Source organism: Chitinophagaceae bacterium, assembly GCA_016710165.1.
GTDB lineage: Bacteria > Bacteroidota > Bacteroidia > Chitinophagales > Chitinophagaceae > Ferruginibacter.
In genome coordinates this window covers 171,651-191,899 of sequence record JADJLJ010000005.1, presented here as the reverse complement: position 1 = coordinate 191,899, position 20,249 = coordinate 171,651, and the positions used below count along the sequence as shown (strand labels likewise).

Below are 20,249 nucleotides of genomic sequence, written 5' to 3'. Positions count from 1 at the left end.
CGGGATCTTTTTTCCGGGGCTTTTTATTATTTATCTTATTTTCATCCTGGTAAATCCACTACGTGAACGCAAAAGAAATATTTTATTCGCTCCTGCCAAACGGGCTGAAGAATTCCATCATGAAGCGGCAGATGCTGAAACAAAACCACCTGTTTACTTCATTCGCCCAGGAGGGAGAAGACAAAATACTGGAAAAGTATTTTGGCGAACAGACCAACAGCGGATTCTTCATTGACGTTGGAGCCAATCATCCCCATAAATTCTCAAATACCTATAAACTTTACCTGAAAGGCTGGCATGGCATCAATATAGATGCCAACCCCGGCACCAAAAAAATATTCGACAAACTCAGGCCCCGCGATATAAATATTGAAACCGGGATAAGCAAAACCCCTTCGCGGCTGGATTATTATACGTTTGAACACAACATCTTCAATACGTTTGACCGGGAAACCGCTTTGGCACATTGTAAAGAATTCTCCATTGAAATCAAAGAGGTCATAAAACTGGAAACGAAAACCCTTGCGGCAGTTCTTGACAGCCTGGACCTGGGTTCAACCCGGATCGATTTCCTTTCGGTGGATGTGGAAGGATTTGACCTCGACGTCCTGGAATCCTGTGATTGGGCCAGATACAGGCCGGAAGTAATTTTAATCGAGTCATTGCATACCGATCTTGAACACATACAAAGCAACCCGGTCGTTAAATTCCTGCATCCACTGAACTACAGGCTGTTTGCCAAAACATACAATACCCTCTTTTTTACTAATAAGCCGCCTGGAAATGACTGAACCGGTCAGCCTTTCCGATAGAAAGGCGGTATTTATATTTTATCAGCCAGGCAGCAACATGATTAAACACATACTTCCTTAACCAATTCCATTACCGCATCAAGATCCGGCTCACACCATTTCACTTCTTTATCCTTCCGGAACCAGGTCATCTGCCGCTTGGCATATTGGCGGGTATTCAGCTTGATCATTTCGGCCGCCTCCGTTAACGATACAGTACCATCGAGGTAAGCAAATATTTCCCGGTAGCCAACGGTTTGCAATGCATTCAGTTTTTTATACGGAAGCAGTTGTTCCACTTCCTCCGGCAAACCGGCCTGCACCATGGCATCCACCCGGTTATTGATGTTAGCGATCAGTTGTTCCCGGGGTAACTGCAGTCCGATCTTAATGATGTTGAAATCCCGTTTCTTTTTCTGCTGTGTCTGGAACAGCAGGATGGACCTGCCGGTGGAAAGCTTTACTTCCAGGGCCCGCATCAACCGCTGCGGGTTCTTTATCTCCCCGCTCAGGTAATAGACCGGATCATTTTTTTCCACCTGTCTTTGCAGCCATTCAAGTCCTCCTGCCTCATACCCGGCCAGGATGCTTTGCCGGATTGCATGATCGATAACCGGCAATTCGTCGATACCCTGGCAGAATGCTTTTACATACAACCCCGTGCCACCCACCATCACCGCCACATTATTGTGCCGGAATATCTCATTTACTTTTTCCAGGGCATATTGTTCAAACACGGCCGCATTCACTTCTTCCTGGATGGAGTGGGAGTTGATGAAATAATGTTCAACGGACCTTAATTCCCCAGCAGAAGGTTTTGCCACGCCTGTATTCAGTTCTTTAAAACACTGGCGGCTGTCGGCCGAAATGATCTTTGTATGAAAATGCTGCGCTACCTTAATAGCAAGGGAGGTCTTACCTACGGCCGTTGGGCCAACGATAACAATGCAGGTCGGGGTCATGAACACGTACTTGAGTTTGTGAAGAACCCGCAGTAACCAGGGGTAATATCAATCGTGAGCCGTGAATGATGAATCGGAAGTTTTACTCACAACTGACGATTCACGGCTCACGATTTAAAATCCATCATTGCCTTCTTCCGTGGAAGATTCCTCTTCGCCATCGGCCTCCACTTCATCGCCTTCATCTCCCTCTTCACCAAACCCATCCGCCATGGCATCGGGTTTGAGGTCGTACTTCTCTTCCATTTCAGCCAGGCGGCTGTCGATCAGGCCCTTGGTGCCGTACTGGGAAGGTGCGATCCCCTCGCTGCGCAAACAACAGGGGTATTCAAGCTTTGTATTCTCTTCCTTATCCACGGTTATCAGTTCCACCATAAAATGCCAGTACTTGTTGAAATCGTATTCGTAAATGAATTTCTGGTTGGGGTTGCTGATCTCGGAACCAATAATGGTGTCGGCCATAATGAGCGGCTCGGCCTTATAGTCCTTATCATATTTCTCCAGCGATATCTCCCGGCCACGCAGCCAGTTGTCGTTACTGCGGTAAAAAGTTGCCTTGTGCTTTGAATCGAACTCAAAACTTTTTAAGATACAACTGTGCAGGTCGAAAAAACTTTGTGAATGCCGGATAGCGATATCCCGGTACACACTGTCATCATCTTCCCAATATATCCTGAATCGTAAGATAGCCATGAAGTAAAATTAGGAATTAATAATTAAAAATTAAGAATTGAAGACATTCTAAAAGCAGGTATCTTGTTAAATGAGTATTCCAAATGACCAATGACCAATGACCAATGACCAATGACCAATGACCAATGACCAATGACCAATCCCCAACTCCTTTGCCTTAGCTATCATAAAATCATAAGCCGCCTGGTACTCATTCGGAATAACGCCATCCAGAATGGCTTCTCTTATAGCGTTCTTTATATCACCCACCGCACGGCCCGGCTGCAGGCTGAATGTTTGCATGATGTGTTCCCCGGTGATGGGCGGCTGCCAGTTTCGTACGTGATCCTTCTCTTCCACTTCCGCACAGCGCTTACGTACCATTTCAAAATTTTCAAGGTAGCGTTTTACCTTGGTCTTATTCTTTGAAGTGATGTCTGCCTCGCATAAGGTCATCAATGCATCAAAGTCTTCACCGGCATCAAACAGCAGCCGGCGTATGGCGCTGTCGGTGATATTTTCCCGGGTAAGACTGATGGGGCGCAGGTGCATCTCCACCATCTTGCGCACGAATTTCATCTTTTCATTCTGCGGCAGTTTCAGCCGGGCAAACAGTTTCGGTACCATTCTTCCGCCAACCACTTCATGACCATGAAAGGTCCAGCCATGCCCTTCCTCAAATTTCTTGGTGACCGGTTTGGCAATATCATGCAATACGGCCGCCCAGCGAAGCCAGATGTCTTCTGTCTTTTCTGAAATGTTGTCGACCACCTGCAGGGTATGATAAAAATTATCCTTGTGCCCCTTGCCATCTATATACTCGGCCCCCTCCAGTTCAACCATCTGCGGAAAAATTATTTTCAGCAACCCGCTTTTGTACAGCAGGTCGAAACCAATGGAAGGTTTGCTGCTTGATAAGATCTTATTCAATTCATCAGCGATCCGTTCGCCGCTGACGATCTTTATACGATCAGCATTTTCGCCAATGGCCGCAAAGGTCTCGGGGTGGATGGTAAAATTCAGCTGTGTGGCAAAACGGATGGCCCGCATCATGCGAAGGGGGTCATCGCTGAATGTTTGATCAGGAGCGAGGGGTGTCTGTATATTCTTCCGTTCCAGGTCCTTTATCCCGTTGAACGGATCAAGCAGTTCACCAAAATCGTTTTTATTCAGGCTGATGGCCAGTGCATTGATGGTGAAGTCACGGCGGTTCTGGTCATCTGCCAGTGTCCCGGTTTCCACGGCAGGCTTGCGGCTGTCGAAATGGTAGCTTTCTTTCCGTGCGCCTACAAACTCGATCTCCATATCTTCAAACTTTATCTGCGCCGTTCCAAAATTCTTAAAGAAATGAACTTCGGGTTTGGGATTGAATTTCCGGGAAACCCGGTCTGCCAGTTCAATGCCATCACCTACGCAGACAATGTCGATGTCTTTTGTATCTCTTCCCAGTATCTTATCCCGCACAAATCCCCCAATGAGGTAACAGGGCACGCCGATCTCCTCCGCGGCATGGGCTATCTTTTTTAACACAAAGAGTTCCTTATCGTCGCAATTAATATACATGGGATGCAAAAGTACTTGGTAATTGGGAATTAGGTATTTGTAATTAATAATTAGGCCCGAAACTAATTGCAGTCTTATCTTTTAAATAAAGTGCCCGAATTAAAGGCCTGACCCCTGATTCCCAATTACAAATTCCGGTTTCTGTCCAAAACGGCATCAATATTGACCCTATATATCCTCACACAAAAAACACTTGATTAACTGTGTGTTTTGACATTTTGACTATATATTGAGATTATTATGGATAATACGTTTTATTTACAGAATCACGAAGATGAAATGGAATTCATGCCCATCATTCCACTTAATGAAGAGGATGACGGAAGTGCCGACGGGCAGGTGATTCCGGACGAAATACCCATTCTGGCGTTACGGAATACCGTACTCTTTCCCGGGGTAGTGATCCCGATCACGGTAGGCAGGGATAAGAGTATTAAGGCAGTGAATGACGCATACAAAGCTGACAAATTGATAGGCGTGGTAGCGCAAAAAGACAGTAATGTGGAAGAACCTACTGTGAGCGACCTGGAAGATATCGGAACCGTTGCAAAAATTGCCAAGCTCATAAAAATGCCCGATGGCGGTACCACCATCATCATACAGGGGCGCAAACGCTGCAAGATCGAAGAAGTTACAACCGATGATCCCTATTTCAGGGCAAAGATCAAAGTACTCACAGATGAAGTATTAAAAGACGACGCGGATTTCAATGCCATGGTGGGCAGCATCAAGGACCTGGCCGGGCAGATCGTTAACCTCTCACCCAACCTGCCCAGCGAAGCAGCCATCATTCTGAAGAATATTGAGAACCCCTCCTTCCTCATTCATTTTGTAAGCAGCAACCTGAACTGTGATATAAAAGACAAACAGCGTTTGCTGGAGATCAGCAATATAAAAGCCAGGGCCGAACTGCTGATGAACCTGATGCAGACCGAACTGCAATACACCGAACTGAAAAATAAAGTAACCAATAAGACAAGGGCCGAACTGGATAAACAGCAGCGGGAATATTTCTTGCAGCAGCAGATGAAAGCCATCAAGGATGAACTGGGCGGTGATAACGTGGCGGAAGTGAAAGACATGCTGAAGAAAGCAGAGAATAAAAAATGGTCGGCGGCTGCAAAAGAGATGTTCACCAAGGGTGTTGAGAAACTGGAACGCATGCATCCCTCCACGCCTGATTATTCTGTAGTGTACAATCACCTGGACCTGATGCTTGACCTTCCCTGGAATGATTATACAGAAGATTCGTATGACCTGAAGAAAGCGAAAAAGATACTTGATCAGGATCATTACGGTATGCAAAAGATAAAGGAAAGGATCCTGGAATACTTAGCCGTATTGAAATTAAAAGGGGATATGAAATCGCCCATCCTCTGTTTCCTGGGCCCCCCGGGTATCGGTAAAACAAGTTTGGGAAAAAGCATTGCTGCCGCCATCAACCGAAAATATGTACGGGTAAGCCTGGGTGGTTTACATGACGAAAGCGAGATACGGGGCCACCGCAAGACTTATATCGGTGCCATGCCCGGCCGCATCCTGCAATCCATCCGCAAAATAAAATCGGGTAACCCGGTAATGATACTGGACGAGATCGATAAAGTGGGAAGCGATAACCGTGGTGACCCTTCTTCTGCCTTGCTGGAGGTGCTGGACCCCGAGCAGAACAATACTTTTTATGACAATTACCTGGAGCTTGAATATGACCTGAGCAGGGTTTTATTCATTGCCACGGCAAATAACATAAGCAGCATACCGGCACCACTAAGAGACAGGCTGGAGATCATTGACCTCAGTGGTTATGCCGTAGAAGAGAAGATCGAAATTGCCAAACGCCATCTTATCCCGAAGCAAAAGGAAATGCATGGCCTCAAGGAGGCCGCTTTTAAGTTAAGTGATGCGGTGCTGGAAAAGATCATACAGGATTACACAAGGGAGAGCGGGGTGCGGGAATTAGACAGGCAGCTGGCAAGCATCATGCGCTACCAGGCCAAGGAACTGGTGATCCGGGGTAAACTGAAAGCCACCATCACCAACAATGATGTGGAGAAGATACTGGGTAAGCCACGGTACAGCAACGATATGTACAAGATCGCCAATATGCCGGGCGTGGCGGTGGGCCTGGCTTGGACCTATGTGGGAGGCGACATCCTTTTCATCGAAACACAACTGAGTGATGGAAAAGGTGAACTGAAACTCACGGGCAACCTCGGCAATGTGATGAAGGAAAGCGCCAGCACGGCCCTCACCTACCTGGAGGCAAACTGCAGAAAATTGAACATAGCGCCGGAAGAATTCAACAAAAAAGACATTCACATACACGTGCCGGAAGGTGCTGTGCCCAAGGACGGACCGAGTGCAGGCATCACCATGCTTTCGGCGCTGGCAAGCGCATTTACCGGCCGCAAAATAAAACCGTACCTGGCCATGACCGGGGAGATCACTTTACGCGGACAGGTATTGCCTGTTGGCGGGATAAAGGAAAAAGTACTGGCCGCACGGAGAGCCGGACTCAAAGAGATCATCATGTGCTGGCAGAATGAAAAAGATGTGCTGGAAATAAACAGCCAGTATATCAAAGGCATGAAATTTCATTATGTAAAGACCATGCAGCAGGTGTTAGACCTGGCTTTAACATAATATTTTATGCAGGTAGACAACCTTACGCATCATTTACCCGTATATATTCTGGTTAAGTTAATCAACAGTTCATGTTGGTTGTTTAAGGGTTAAAGAAATTCCCGTCCCGTTTCCACGGGATGGGAATTATTATTTTGTGCCTGCGGTGACCCGGTCACCGGTGCCGGTCCATCCAATCCACTTCTTTTTGCGTGGTGAACGCCTGCAGCAGGGCAATGATAAAGAGCCCGGCAATATTTCCAGTGAGGTAGGTAAGGCTGTAGCAGTTGTACGCATCAATATCGGTATAATAATACCCAAAGAATGAAACCAGGTCGGTAATTAAAACAAGGATACAACTGATGATACCGGCGGTAAAAAATACATAGGAAATATAACGGACCCACCCGGCAGGGTGTTTTTTGGTCCTCCTGGCAAATATCAGGTGCACGGTTGAAAAAAGTGCCGGGGGTATGGTTATAATGCCCAGGCCGAAGATGATATCAACGATGGTGGAGGAGACCAGTTTTGAAAAACCCCAGAATAAAAAGATAAAAAGCCCGATCATCACCGGGATCAACAGGAATAACAGGAATATCAGCACATACAGCTTAGAGTATTTTAAAAACCTGTCTTCCATTTTGTTCTCCTGCCCGGGTTAAAAATAACTCAGCTTTGTTTTAGGGGTGATGGTCAATAATGTTTCATACATCAACCTGATCGTATTCTCTATATCCGATTTATGCAGCATTTCCACGGTGGTATGCATGTAGCGCAGCGGAATGGAGATCAATGCCGAAGGGCAGCCATCGTTGGCATAGGCAAACGAATCGGTATCGGTACCCGTACTTCTGCTTACGGCATGATACTGCACGGGTATCCTGTTCTTAACTGCCGCAGCCTGTATCAGGTCCAGCAGCTTATTATGTACGGCCGGGCCGTATGTAAGGGAAGGGCCTTTACCACAACTGCATTCTCCCTCCACCTGTTTGCTGATCATCGGCGTGGTGGTATCGTGTGTAACGTCGGTAATGATGGCCACATCGGGCTTGATCCTGCGGGCGATCATCTCTGCACCCCGTAAACCGATTTCTTCCTGTACGGCATTCACCACGTATAGGGCAAAGGGAAGTTTTTTCTTATTTTCCTTCAGGAGGCGGGCTACTTCAGCGATCATGAAACCACCGATCCGGTTGTCGAATGCACGGCCGATCAGGTAATCATAAGCCAGCTCTTCATAACCCTGTTCGTAGGTTACCACAGCACCGATATGAATTCCCAATGATTCCACCTCTTTTTTGGTCCTTGCGCCGCAATCGAGGAAAAGGTTATCAACCTTCGGTTGTGTTTCTTTATCAGCGCCCCCGATCCTGGTATGGATGGCCGGCCAGCCAAAAACCGCTTTCACCATCCCTTTCTTTCCATGAATAAACACCCGCATGGACGGTGCGATCTGGTGATCCACGCCCCCGTTACGCTTCAGGTATATCAATCCCTCCGGAGAAACATAGTTCACAAACCAGCTTATTTCATCGGCATGGGCTTCTATCACTACTTTAAAAGAAGCATTTGGATTGACAACACCTACCGCTGTTCCGTACGGGTCGGTAAAAAACGAATCCACATGCGGGCGGATGTGGTCGAGCCATAATTTCTGCCCGCCGCTTTCAAAGCCGGTTGGCGAGGGATTGTTTATATAATTCTTTAAAAAAGTGTACGACTGTTCCGTGAGGATCGATTTTGCTTTTCGTGCTTTTGCCATGATCATTTATTTAATCCTGCAAAATTAATCAAATACCAGCTACGAATGTTGCCAGGGCAGAAAACAACATTAAACCATCCACCACAAAATAATAGAACAGGTACCCCTGCTTACGGGTACTGAAGAAATAAACAACCAGCAGGGCAATGGTGGATGTCTGAAGGGCAATGGACTGTTTAAGACTTACACCATATTGCACCGACAAAAAGTTGGTGCCGAATAAAATGATAAATATCACAGTGATGAGCAACAGTAGCTGGTTTGGTTTAAGAACCGTTGCCAGGCTATGCAGGCCCCTTATTTTGTCAACGGCCTTATCCCTGTTGTCAAAAATGATACACAGCATCAGCATGAACAAAAAACGACGGGTGAGGATAAAAATATCCGCACCGGATAAAAGCCCCCACCCGGTCTGCATGGGCAGAAATGCCGTAACATAGGTCCAGGTGAAGGCCAGCAATACCGTTTTAAGCACCCCCGCCTTCCGGGTAAAATGCAGGAATTTAAATGGCAGCAGGGGAACAGAATAAGCAACCGTAAGTAAAACAGCCATTGCCACCTGGTTCAACTGTACCGGGGATATAAGCAGGAAATAGACCATACCTGCCAAAGAAATAAGGAAGAGTGAAATACCGGTCGCTTCTTTTTCCAGGAAAACGGCTATGGGGACAGTTCCTGAAAAGGAGAACCGGCTCAGTATCCAGTAAAAATTATAACTGCACAGGGTGGCAAAGAAGATAAAACCGTATAAATAAGCAGGGATATCAACATGCAGCAACCGGCCCGTTTGAAATGCAAGGGCCACCGCACAAAAAGAAACAAAAAAAGAGTGTGACAGGATGAAATGAAGCCATTTCATTTAGCGGCAGATAAAATAAACAGGCTCGGGTGTTGTTATTACGTTACTCTTGTTTTTTGCAAAATCTTTTACATAGAATTCGAAATACAGGGTATCTGTATGCAGCAAATTCCCTGGCACCGGGCGACAATCCAGCACCTTGTCAATGGTTACGTCAATATCCGCTTCAAAATTCGTCTTTGCGGCAGTCTGCAGGTCGGGGAATGGCACCGAATCAAATTTATTGGTAAGCAGGTTCTTCATATACACCCATGCTACATCATTACCACTGATACCCAGATCTCCCTCCGCATCGGTAATATGCAGGGTAAAAACCGGTACCGCACTGGTGGGCGAAAGGTCGACCAGGTTGTGCGAAAGGGATTTATACTTTATTTGTGGAGCCGTCGTAAATTTGTCTTTCTTGCAGGCTGCTAAAAAAACCAGGGCTGTAACAATCAGGATTGTGTAACGCATCGTTGTGTTTTGTGTGTCAAATTTAATCATTGCAGGTGAAAGAAACCGTTAAAAATACAGAGCTTGAAAAAAAGGTTTTTGCTGCTTCCCCAGATAATTTTTCTTCGCTGGCCATAGAGCTATTCCGGTTCCAGTATGAGCACAACCCCGTTTACCGGCAGTATTGCGATGCCATCCACACCGATGTTGATGCCGTTCTTCTGCCGGAAAAGATACCCTTCCTGCCCATTTCCTTTTTTAAAACGCACCCGGTAACAACAACCCCATTTGAACCCGAAGCCGTTTTTGAAAGCAGCGGTACCGGCGCTTCCGCCAGCAGCCGGCACCTGGTAAAAGACCTTGCCATTTACCGCAGGAGTTTTATGACCTGTTTTGAAAAATTTTACGGGAAGCCCGCCAGCAAATGCATACTGGGTCTATTGCCCTCCTACCTGGAAAGGCAGCATTCATCGCTGGTGATGATGACGGATGAACTGATCCAGGCAAGCGCCAACCCCCTGAGCGGGTTTTACCTGTACGATCTTGAAAAGCTGCACCGCACTTTAATGCACAATGAAATTCTGAAGACACCCACCCTGCTCCTTGGTGTCACCTATGCCCTGCTGGATTTTGCAGAAAGATATCCCATACAGTTGCGAAACACTATTGTAATGGAAACCGGGGGTATGAAAAGAAGGCGGGAAGAAATGACCAGGCAGCAGGTACATGAACTTCTGCAAAAGCAATTTTCCATCAACCTCATCCATTCTGAATACGGGATGACCGAATTATTATCGCAGGCCTATTCAAAAGGCGATGGTATCTTTCACTGCCCCGCATGGATGAAAGTGCTGCTCCGGGATGAAGACGATCCCTTTCATGTAATGCCTGCAGCCAATGCAGTTGAAAAACCACTGACCGGCGCCATCAACATCATTGATCTTGCCAATATGTACAGTTGCAGCTTTATTGCCACGGATGATATGGGCCGTTTGCACAGCAATGAAAGCTTTGAAGTACTGGGAAGAATGGATGCCAGCGACATAAGGGGATGCAGTTTACTGACGATATGAACAGAGATGTCCACATTTTTTATAACGGTAGTAAAAAATCAGTTTTTGGTTGAATTTTTTAAATCAATACCCCTATCTTTGCACTCCAAAAATTGAAAGGCTGATTTGGTAGCTCAGTTGGTAGAGCAATACACTTTTAATGTATGGGTCCTGGGTTCGAGTCCCAGCCAGATCACAAACCCCCTTATCCAGGGGGTTTTTTATTGGTTAAAATGTCATCGGCGAGGTAAATCCCTCTATTTTTGTAGTACGATGCATTCTGATTTTTTCAAAAACAAGGTGGTTGCCATTACCGGCGGAAGTGATGGCATTGGCAAGGCGCTTACAGATGCCCTCCTGCTGCAGGGAGCCAGGGTAGCAACCTGTGCCCGTAACCAGGATAAATTGTATGACCTGCAGCTTTTACATTCCGGCAAGCCGCTGCATACCATGGTGGCTGATGTGAGCAATTACAACGACTGTAAGAACTTCATTGATTCAACCATCCGGGTGTTTGGTGGAATAGATATACTCATTAACAATGCCGGAATATCCATGCGGGCATTGTTCAAGGACCTGGAAGTGGATGTAATAGAAAAAGTAATGGGCATAAATTTTTTTGGTACCCTTTACTGCACCCGGCTGGCATTGGATTCCGTGATAGAGCGAAAAGGGTCCATCGTAGGTGTTTCCTCCATTGCCGGGTTCCGTGGCCTGCCCGGCCGCAGTGGTTACAGCGCCAGCAAATTCGCCGTGAACGGTTTCCTGGAAGCCCTCCGGACCGAACTGCTGGACAGCGGGGTGAACGTAATGTGGGTTTGCCCGGGATTCACTTCATCCAATATCCGCAACCGGGCACTGAATAAAAAAGGGAAGTCGCAGGGAGAAAGCCCCATGGATGAAGGCAAGATGATGACCTCCGAAGCGTGTGCGGCACATATCTTAAAAGCCATTGAAAAAAGAAAAAGGACCCTCGTGCTTACCTTCACCGGTAAGCGGACCGTTTTCATGAATAAACTCTTCCCCGGCCTGGCCGATAAACTGGTAAAGAAATTCTTTTTTAAAAACGGGGAACTGGTAAGATGATCCGAAATTACCCTTAAATGCAGCAATCTTTCAACCAAAAATGCCTTTACTAACACTAACATCCGATATAGGCCGGCAGGACTTCCTGGTGGGTGCTGTTAAAGGGCAGTTGTTGCAGGAAAACAGCGATTACAACATTGTTGATGTATCGCATGACCTGTCTCCTTTCAATTATCCACAGGCGGCCTATGTGTGCAGGAATGCAATAAAGAATTTTCCGGCCGGAACATTTCACCTGGTATTGGTGAACCTTTTTGATGAAAGACCGGAACATATGCTGTTGGCTGAACACAATGGACATTATATTGGTTGCGCCGACAACGGATTGCTTACCATGATATTAGAAGAGATACCTCAAAAAGTGGTTGCACTGGCCCTGGACAAGAACAAACAGAAGAATACCCTGTATTGCACTTCCGTTTTTGCCGCTGCATTCTCAGAACTTATCCAGGGCAGGAAGATCGAAGAGATCGGCAGCCCGGATATTTCCATCCATGTAAAGAACCCCTTGAGGCCCTTGCTGGGAAACGACTGGATCGAAGGGCAGATCATCTTTACGGATAATTTTGAGAATGTGATCGTTAACATACACCGGGACGAATTTGAGGAGCAGCGGAAGGGCCGGAGTTTTAAGATCGTTTTTAAACGGGATGAAGTGATCGACAGGATCAGCGACACCTATGCCGATGTGAATGAAGGAGAAAAACTGGCCATGTTCAACTCAGCCGGATACCTGGAGATCGCTATCAACAAAGGCAATGCAGCCGGCCTGCTGGGCCTGCAGGGTTTTTCGGAGAGGCAGTTGCAACAAAGCCAGTACCTCAACAGCCGCCTGTTCTACCAGACAGTAAAAGTGTTTTTTGAATAGCAGGACCAGAAAACGGACAGAAACAAAACTGAATATTGACATTTCTAAAGAACATATCTCCACAGGATCCGGCTGATAAGGAATTGCTGGTTGCCTACCGGGAAACAGGCGATATGAACCTGCTGAGTACACTCTACCAGCGTTATATGGACCTTGTATTTGGTGTCTGCCTCAAATATTTCAAAGACCCGGAGCGGTGCAAGGATGCCGTCATGGACATCTTCAACGAGCTCCACAGCAAGCTACGGGTGCATGAAGTGGATAATTTCAAGGGCTGGCTGCATGTGTTAACCCGCAATTACTGCCTGATGCAGCTCCGAAGCCCCCGCAACATGAAAACCACAGAATTCAGCGCCACATTTATGTATTCTGAACAAAATACGCATCTGAATGGCGAGGCGTTGGAAAAAGAAGAAAATTTTAAGAAATTAGAGCAATGCATAGATACCCTGGTGGAAGAACAGAAAAGGTCGGTTGTACTGTTCTATTTAGAGAACAAATGTTACAACGAAATAGCAGAAATAACCGGGTTTGAATGGAACAAAGTGAGAAGTTATATCCAGAACGGCAAACGGAACCTGAAAATATGCATGGACGAAAAACAAGTGAATATCTGATGCTTTACCGGACAAATGAGCAGCAACAATAAAAATATGACCCATACCGTACAGGATATTGAAAAATATTTTTCGGGCAAACTGTCGGCACAGCAGATGCATGCGATGGAAAAAGCAGCGCTGGATGATCCTTTTCTTGCAGAAGCCATGGAAGGTTACGGGGCCATGCAGGACAAGGAATGGAAGGAACAACTGGCCCTCGCTCATAAGCAGATCGCCGAAGCAGCCACCGGGGCCAAAGTAATTCCCATGCACCGGTCAAGGGCAAGGTGGTGGAAGGCTGTGGCTGCTGTATTGGTCATCGGTGGTGCTTCGGCCCTGGCCCTGGTCCTTACAAATAAAAATGAAGAAGAGAAAGCAGTTCCCCAGATCGCACAAACAGAAACCATTGCGGTGCCTCCCCGGCTGCCAAAGACAATACCGGTCCTTCGCCTGCAAAGGAATTGGTAAATCCTCCTGCCGGGGTGGCAGAAGAAAAGCTAACAGGGGCCGATGTAACGGTTGTACAACAGGGCCAGCAGGTGCTGCCCGATGATGATTTTGTTTATAAACCGGGTAAAGTACAGGCAAATGATTCTGTCAGCCTGGTCATGAATGACAAGGCTGGTTATAACAATGCCCGGAATGATGCCGTCATTATTTCCCCGGCCAATTCGGCCCCTTCAGCAAATAATAATATCACACCGGGCCGGGAGAAACCGATGGAGCTTGCAAAAGAAACGGAAAAAAAGAATGAAGCGGATGGGGAGCCATCGAAAAGCAAAACTGCCAATGCTGTATCTAAAAAAGATAAAGCTGTAAATAATTTTTTCAATGCCCAGGTGGTGGGTGCCGATAATTCACCCCTGCCCTTTTCAAACATTACGGTAAAGAGCGGCAATTTTGAGACCTATGCCGATGTAAAAGGAAATTTCCGTTTGTTCTCCAGCGATTCGCTGCTTAATATTGAAATAAGGTCCGCTGGTTACCTGCCCCGTACGTATTCACTCCGCAGCAACCAGCCCATGAACAGGATCATCCTGCTGGAAGATGAAGCCGCCATCAAAGACAGGATGGTGATACAGAAAGGAAATGCTACCGTAAGCAGCAGGACAAGACGGGCATCTGTTTTAAGCGACTCTTCCATAAACGTGGAGCCGAAAGATGGGTGGGATAATTACAACACCTATGTGGCCAATAACCTTAACATCCCCGAAGGCATGCCAAAAAATGAACCGCATGGAGAGGTGGAACTCAGTTTTGATGTAAAAGCAAACGGCACCATCAGCAATATCCGGGTAAACAAATCGCTCGGGACCATGTATGATGAAGCCGCCAAACGCCTGATCATGCAGGGCCCGCAATGGAAGGTAAAGAAAGGAAGAAAGACCTCGGCCAGTGTGAAGGTGAAGTTCTGATCTGCCATTTACCATTTACCATTTACCATTTTTCACGATCTTACAAAGCCTGGCAGCCCAGGTCGTGTGGCATGAGCCTGCCTGTTGAAAATTGAACATTGTTCATTGAACATTCCGCACGGAACATTCCGTATTGAACATGTAAACATATACACACATTCAATTTTCAACATTTCCCATTTTCGGTTTTACTGTAAGTCCAATTTCATTACCTTAGCTCCCTAAATCATTTTTATGAAGAAATTACTATTACCAATCATTGCCATTTCCTGTTTCGCTTTGGCAGGTACGGCCCAGGTGCGCATGCCGGCGCCTTCGCCCACGCAAACCATCAAACAGGAATTTGCCATCGGTTCTATTGAACTCACCTATTCAAGGCCATCGGCTAAAGGCCGCAAAATATTCGGCGACCTGGTTCCTTACAACAAGTTGTGGCGTACCGGTGCAAATGCTGCCACCAAACTGGTGTTGACAGAGCCCGTTGAAATGGGCGGTAAAAGGATCGATACCGGCACCTATGTACTTTACACCATCCCCGGCATCGATTCCTGGGACATCGTTCTGAACAAAGGATTAAAGAACTGGGGCATTGACGGGTACAAGGAAAGCGAAGACGTTGCCCGGATCCGGGTGGAGCCTGTGAAGATGAAAGATAGAGTTGAATCTTTCACCATGCAGTTTGCCGATGTGAAAGCAGAAAGTTGTGAACTGCACATCCTATGGGATAAAACGGCCGTGGCCATTCCCATAAAAGCCGATTTCAAAGACAAGGTAAGGGCACAGATCGAAGCGGCCATGAAAACCGATAAGAAACCTTACTGGCAGGCGGCACAGTTTTACAATGAATACGATAAGAACCTGACCAAGGCCCTGGAAAATGTGACCAAGGCCGTTGAAGCCAATGACAAAGCCTTCTGGATCTGGATATACAAAGCAAAGATCCAGAAAGAACTGGGCGATAATGCCGGTGCACTGGAAAGCTCAAAAAGATCCATGGAGCTTGCGAAGGAAGCAAAGAATGATGACTATATTAAAATAAACGAAGACTTCCAGAAGAGCCTGAAATAAATTATTTCAACAGATACAAAGCGTTGCAGCAATGCAGCGCTTTTTTATTTTGTGATCCCGGGGCAGGAATGACAGCTGTTTTTACTGCAGCGTTCTTTGTTTTATAAAAAGCTGCAGTATCGCCGACAGCCCGATCACCAGTATAGCGCCTATCGCATTCAGCCAGAGAAAAGAGATCACATCCATCTTGTAAATAAGGATGATCAGCAGTTCGGATAGAATGGCGGCATAGAAAACGGCATGTCCTTTTATGAACCGCATTCCAAAGGCAACGAGGAATATGCCCAGGATCACCCCATAAAACAAAGAGCCCAGGATGTTCACTGCTTCGATGAGGCTGTTGCCGATATTGTAGGCAAACATGGAGATGATGATACAGAACACCCCCCAGCCCAATGTGTACCACTGAGATACTTTATAATCTTCCAGTTCGGTTTCCTTTTTTACGAAGAACTTTTTATGGAAGTCAACCACTGAGCAGGCAGCCAGTGAATTGAGCGCCGCTGCAATGCTGCCCCAGGCCGCCAAAAAGATAATGGCGAAGATCAGCCCGATCAGGCCGACCGGTAAATTCTCCTTTACGAACCAGAGGAAGATATAATTGGTATCGTTGGGCTTTTCACCCGGCAAGGCCCGCTCCATTACTCCCTTAAATGTTTTCCGAACTGCATTGGCCTCTTTCATATTGCCCGCCGCAAAGGCAGTGGAATATTGTACCTCCAGCATATTCAACGAATCCTTCTTGATGGTTTGTTTTGCCTGTGCAACACCCACTTCATCAAAATAAACCGGTCCCTTGCTGTACTGGTAAAATGAAAAGATGAGGATGCCGATGAGCAGGATAAAGAACTGCATGGGTACTTTCACCAGGCCATTCATGAGCAGGCCTTTCCTGCTTTCCTTTATGTTCTTCGCAGTAAGATAGCGGCCCACCTGGCTGTGATCGGTGCCAAAATAACTGAGCGCTAAAAAGAATCCGCCGATGATACCACTCCAGATATTGTATTTGTCTTTCCAGTCAAAACCCTTGTCGGTGAACCCGGTGGTGATGATATTCATCTTCCCCATCTCCCCGCTTTTATGCAGGGCATCGGTAAACCCAATAGCATCCGGCAGTAATTTAACGGCCAGGTAACCTACGATGAACAAAGCCACAAATACAATGATCATCTGCAGCTTCTGTGTATGTGCCACCGCCTTGGCGCCGCCGCTCATGGTATAAATGATGAGCAGTCCGCCCATTACCAGGTTGGTATAATAGATATTCCAGCCCATCAATGAACTCAGCACGATCGACGGGGCAAAGATGCTGATGCCGGTACTGAGACCGCGGGATACTAAAAATAAAAAGGATGTAAGTGTTCTTGTCTTTACATCAAACCGGTTCTCCAGGAATTCGTAGGCCGTATATACTTTTAACCTGCTGAACACCGGTACAAAAAAAATGCAGATGACGATCATCGCCAGCGGCAGGCCGAAATAATACTGCACAAAACGCATCCCGTCGCTGTACGCCTGGCCCGGGCCGGTCAAAAAAGTGATGGCGCTGGCCTGTGTACCCATGATGCTTAACAACACGAGATACCAGGGCAGCGAACGGTTGCTTAAAAAATAGCCTTCCAGGTTTTTTGTTGTACGGCTTTTATAAATGCCATACAGGATGATACCCGTCAGCGTAACAACCAATATGATCCAGTCGATGCCACTCATGAGAAAAACCTGGTTATCCAGTAAAAGATGATGATCTCAATAACAAGAACCGCAAGTACCGTGAAGTACCATTTATTCCAGTATGTTTTTTCGTTCTGCATATATTTATCAGGACTGTCATGCTGAGGAACGAAGCATCTCTTCACTATAATGAGATCCTTCGCTATCGCTCAGGATGACAGGTTACTTTATTTACTTTTATTACTTACTACTTATTACTTACAACTTACTACTTATTACTTATTACTTATCACTTAACATACTTCCCCCTGTTATTAGCTATCAAATTAGCAAACAACCTGTATGCCCCCGGCACACCGGCAGGTAATTCCCTGAAGAAGACCAGCCCCGTATAAACAAACCTTCCCTTACCATAACCGGCAATGATGAGGCTGCCATCCTGTTCCTTTTCGCCGGGATCTTTCATGCTGAGCACTTTTTTGTACGCCGTATCCGTATTCTCGGCATGATAAATACTCCGCTCCTGTATCCATCCTTCAAAATCCTTTTGGGTTATCTTATTCGGGTAATTCAATGCCGGATGATCCGGTAAAAGGAAATTCACTTTTGCTTCTTCATCGGTTACCCGGTTCCGGCTGATGGTAAACGGATAGGGTGAGATCTTTGCCTTGACTGGGCCGATCTGGTTGCTGGTATTATACTGAACCAGCAACACGCCTCCCTCCTTCACATACTGCATCAGTTCATCGTATACATTGTTCATCCACTCATTGGTATTGTATGCCCGTATACCGGTAACAATGGCATCCAGTTGCCGTAAATTGCCCGCCGTAATATCCGCTTCTTTAAGCGTTATCACTTTATATCCCATCTGGAGCAATGCCCCGGGTATCTTATCCCCCGCCCCGGGAATGTATCCAACCAGGTTGCCTTCTGTCTTCAGGTCTACCCGGGAGAGCCTTGCTGTTGCCTCGTGAAAATAAACGATCGATGGGATATGGTCATAGCCGATCGTTTCTTTGTGCTGGCTGAAAATATTTTCACCTTCAGTGGCCTGCAATCTTATTTCTTCTACATAATCAGATTCCACTCCTTTAAAAGTAAAAACAGAAGATTCAGTTGCCTCCTTTTTTAAAGGGCTGTTTTTAAAAATGTACGGATCATTGCTGTTGACGATCTTTGAAGAGGTCTTTTTAAAAACGGTGTAAGTGGCCGTGTCCGGCAGGTTCGACTTTACACGCGTGCGCACATCGACCGGCCTGTTATTCACCGCAAGAAAAACATCGCCGATGTAATCAAGTTCCAGCCGGGGTATGACAGAAACCGGCTGGTACAATTCCCCTTTCACCGGATCGGTATATTTATAGCGGACAGGTTTCCTGAATTTGAACTCCGATCCTTCGATCATCATGCTGAACACAACACTCAACGGATCGCTTTCCCCCTTACCGATCTGCTGCTGGTCGGTAACATTGAAACTTCCTTTGTCCATCGGTTTCTCCAGCCAGTAGGGTTGTGTGGGCCGGGTACCCGGTTTGATGAACATGCTGTAGGTCTTCAGCGAATTCACATTTTTCTTAAGCTGGTCAAATATCACATAGTCATCATTCAGGTGTGCATCGGCGCTTAAAATATTGGATCCCGCCCGGTTGTTAACAACCAGGTTGATCTTTAAACTGTCTCCCTGCACAGCGAACTGGGTATTGGTGGTGGCATCCATGAACAGGCCGCTGCAGCTCTCAATGATCTTTTCAATTTCACCCAGCTTTTGATCACGCCAGTAAATATCCCGGGTTGCTGCCACTTCCTTATGCAATTTTACCAGGGCTGCCAGTGACCGTTCGGGATGTTCTACCGAAAACCCGGAAATGATCTTTTCAATGCTGCTTTTTATGGTGCCGGCGATCATATCCGAAACCTGGTCCGTGGCCGTTCTTTTCCAGTCTGCAGTGATCCCATCCATCAGGTCATTGACCGGCACCGTTCCGTTTATCGTTTTAAAATATTCAATGATGCTCCCTCTTTGCGCCGGTACGCCAAAGCCCTGGCTCTTGTGCTGGCTGCGGCTGGCAGCAGCGATCTCTCCATAACTTTTTCCAAGAACAGGGTTGTAATCCCCGCAATCCATCTTGAACTGGTCGTCTCTTTGTGTATTGTTACCGCCAAAGTTGAATGTATTCCATAGCAGCCTTTTTGCCTGCCAGGGGGTAACACCCTGCTTCAGCTGTTCCGGGAATTTTAACGGGTCGGCTGCGGCGTCAAATGCTTCTGCTGCAAGGATGGCAGAAGCCGTATGATGCCCATGTCCCCCTTCCCCGGTAGTGGGAAAACGGGTGATGATCACGTCGGGTTTGAACCTACGTATAACCCATACCACGTCACTCAGTATCTTATCATGCCCCCAAAACCGCATGGCTTCTTCGGGGCTTTTACTGAAACCAAAATCAAATGCACGCGAAAAGAATTGTTCGGCACCATCAATGCGGCGGGCTGCCAGTAACTCCTGTGTGCGTATCAAACCCAGGTCAACACCCTGTTCATCACCGATCAGGTTCTGCCCGCCGTCGCCCCTTGTTAAACTCAGGTAACCGGTGCGGTATAATTTTTCGTTGGCCAGGTAGGCCAGCAACCTCGTGTTCTCATCATCGGGATGTGCGGCGATGTACAATACCGAACCGAGTACATTCAGTTTTTTTAATTGAAGCAGCAATTCAGCAGACGTGTATGATCTCGGGGCCTGCGCTGAAATAATTAAAAATGAAAAATTAAAAATTAAAAATGCGAGCGCTGATTTCCTGAACATACTGAATGGTTTAATTATAAATTC

Annotated in this window: 18 protein-coding genes and 1 tRNA gene; 10 read left to right on the top strand and 9 right to left on the bottom strand. The window is 46.6% G+C overall.

Translation table 11 applies throughout. The annotated features are described in order from the left end of the window. Positions 1–62 precede the first annotated feature (62 nt). A complete protein-coding gene (locus IPJ02_16925; GenBank protein ID MBK7377160.1) occupies positions 63–791 on the top strand; it encodes an FkbM family methyltransferase in 729 nt (242 codons plus the stop codon). Positions 792–853: 62 nt separating this feature from the next. Here IPJ02_16925 and miaA read toward each other — a convergent pair whose 3' ends face one another. The 3 genes from miaA to IPJ02_16910 form a co-directional block, all read right to left on the bottom strand. Next, on the bottom strand, positions 854–1,753 hold the full coding sequence (gene miaA / locus IPJ02_16920; GenBank protein ID MBK7377159.1) for a tRNA (adenosine(37)-N6)-dimethylallyltransferase MiaA: 900 nt from the start codon (positions 1,751–1,753) through the stop codon (positions 854–856). Positions 1,754–1,867: 114 nt separating this feature from the next. Beyond that, positions 1,868–2,446 carry a hypothetical protein gene (locus tag IPJ02_16915; protein MBK7377158.1) on the bottom strand — a complete coding sequence of 193 codons (579 nt, stop codon included), beginning with the start codon at positions 2,444–2,446 and terminating at the stop codon, positions 1,868–1,870. A gap of 66 nt (positions 2,447–2,512) precedes the next feature. Further along, positions 2,513–3,988, bottom strand: a complete 1,476-nt coding sequence (locus tag IPJ02_16910; protein ID MBK7377157.1) for an HD domain-containing protein — start codon at positions 3,986–3,988, stop codon at positions 2,513–2,515. Between the two features lie 240 nt (positions 3,989–4,228). Between IPJ02_16910 and lon the strand changes: the two genes are divergently transcribed. Further along, a complete protein-coding gene (gene lon, locus IPJ02_16905) occupies positions 4,229–6,628 on the top strand; it encodes an endopeptidase La (protein ID MBK7377156.1) in 2,400 nt (799 codons plus the stop codon). Positions 6,629–6,782: 154 nt separating this feature from the next. Here lon and IPJ02_16900 read toward each other — a convergent pair whose 3' ends face one another. Genes IPJ02_16900 through IPJ02_16885 form a run of 4 tightly spaced genes read right to left on the bottom strand, consistent with a single transcriptional unit; the run spans position 6,783 to position 9,684 of the window. Then, a complete protein-coding gene (locus IPJ02_16900; protein ID MBK7377155.1) occupies positions 6,783–7,211 on the bottom strand; it encodes a hypothetical protein in 429 nt (142 codons plus the stop codon). Between the two features lie 54 nt (positions 7,212–7,265). After that, entirely contained in the window at positions 7,266–8,369 is a 1,104-nt protein-coding gene (locus tag IPJ02_16895; protein ID MBK7377154.1) for a M42 family metallopeptidase, read from the bottom strand. Positions 8,370–8,397: 28 nt separating this feature from the next. Then, a complete protein-coding gene (locus IPJ02_16890) occupies positions 8,398–9,228 on the bottom strand; it encodes a hypothetical protein (GenBank protein MBK7377153.1) in 831 nt (276 codons plus the stop codon). Then, positions 9,229–9,684 (bottom strand): hypothetical protein, encoded by a 456-nt coding sequence (locus IPJ02_16885; GenBank protein MBK7377152.1) that lies wholly within the window; start codon positions 9,682–9,684, stop codon positions 9,229–9,231. 113 nt (positions 9,685–9,797) lie between these two features. Between IPJ02_16885 and IPJ02_16880 the strand changes: the two genes are divergently transcribed. From IPJ02_16880 to IPJ02_16845, 8 genes are all read left to right on the top strand, one after another. Next, the gene (locus IPJ02_16880; GenBank protein MBK7377151.1) at positions 9,798–10,736 is read left to right on the top strand and encodes an acyl transferase; all 939 of its coding nucleotides are present in this window, start codon (positions 9,798–9,800) and stop codon (positions 10,734–10,736) included. A 102-nt stretch (positions 10,737–10,838) separates the two neighbouring features. Next, positions 10,839–10,911 (top strand) — tRNA-Lys (locus IPJ02_16875). A gap of 77 nt (positions 10,912–10,988) precedes the next feature. Next, positions 10,989–11,801, top strand: coding sequence for an SDR family oxidoreductase (locus tag IPJ02_16870; GenBank protein ID MBK7377150.1), 813 nt, complete (start codon positions 10,989–10,991; stop codon positions 11,799–11,801). Positions 11,802–11,841: 40 nt separating this feature from the next. Further along, a complete protein-coding gene (locus IPJ02_16865) occupies positions 11,842–12,669 on the top strand; it encodes an SAM-dependent chlorinase/fluorinase (GenBank protein ID MBK7377149.1) in 828 nt (275 codons plus the stop codon). 113 nt (positions 12,670–12,782) lie between these two features. Next, positions 12,783–13,286 (top strand): sigma-70 family RNA polymerase sigma factor, encoded by a 504-nt coding sequence (locus tag IPJ02_16860; GenBank protein MBK7377148.1) that lies wholly within the window; start codon positions 12,783–12,785, stop codon positions 13,284–13,286. A 36-nt stretch (positions 13,287–13,322) separates the two neighbouring features. Beyond that, complete coding sequence (locus IPJ02_16855) at positions 13,323–13,736, top strand: hypothetical protein (GenBank protein MBK7377147.1); 414 nt, start codon at positions 13,323–13,325, stop codon at positions 13,734–13,736. 14 nt (positions 13,737–13,750) lie between these two features. After that, positions 13,751–14,683 (top strand): energy transducer TonB, encoded by a 933-nt coding sequence (locus IPJ02_16850; protein MBK7377146.1) that lies wholly within the window; start codon positions 13,751–13,753, stop codon positions 14,681–14,683. 234 nt (positions 14,684–14,917) lie between these two features. Then, positions 14,918–15,751 carry a DUF2911 domain-containing protein gene (locus IPJ02_16845; protein ID MBK7377145.1) on the top strand — a complete coding sequence of 278 codons (834 nt, stop codon included), beginning with the start codon at positions 14,918–14,920 and terminating at the stop codon, positions 15,749–15,751. Between the two features lie 81 nt (positions 15,752–15,832). On the opposite strand, the gene IPJ02_16840 is transcribed toward IPJ02_16845, so the two are convergent. Together IPJ02_16840 and IPJ02_16835 are read right to left on the bottom strand one after the other, a co-directional pair. After that, on the bottom strand, positions 15,833–17,461 hold the full coding sequence (locus tag IPJ02_16840; GenBank protein MBK7377144.1) for a sodium:solute symporter: 1,629 nt from the start codon (positions 17,459–17,461) through the stop codon (positions 15,833–15,835). Positions 17,462–17,711: 250 nt separating this feature from the next. Beyond that, complete coding sequence (locus IPJ02_16835) at positions 17,712–20,225, bottom strand: PIG-L family deacetylase (GenBank protein MBK7377143.1); 2,514 nt, start codon at positions 20,223–20,225, stop codon at positions 17,712–17,714. Between the last annotated feature and the right edge of the window lie 24 nt (positions 20,226–20,249).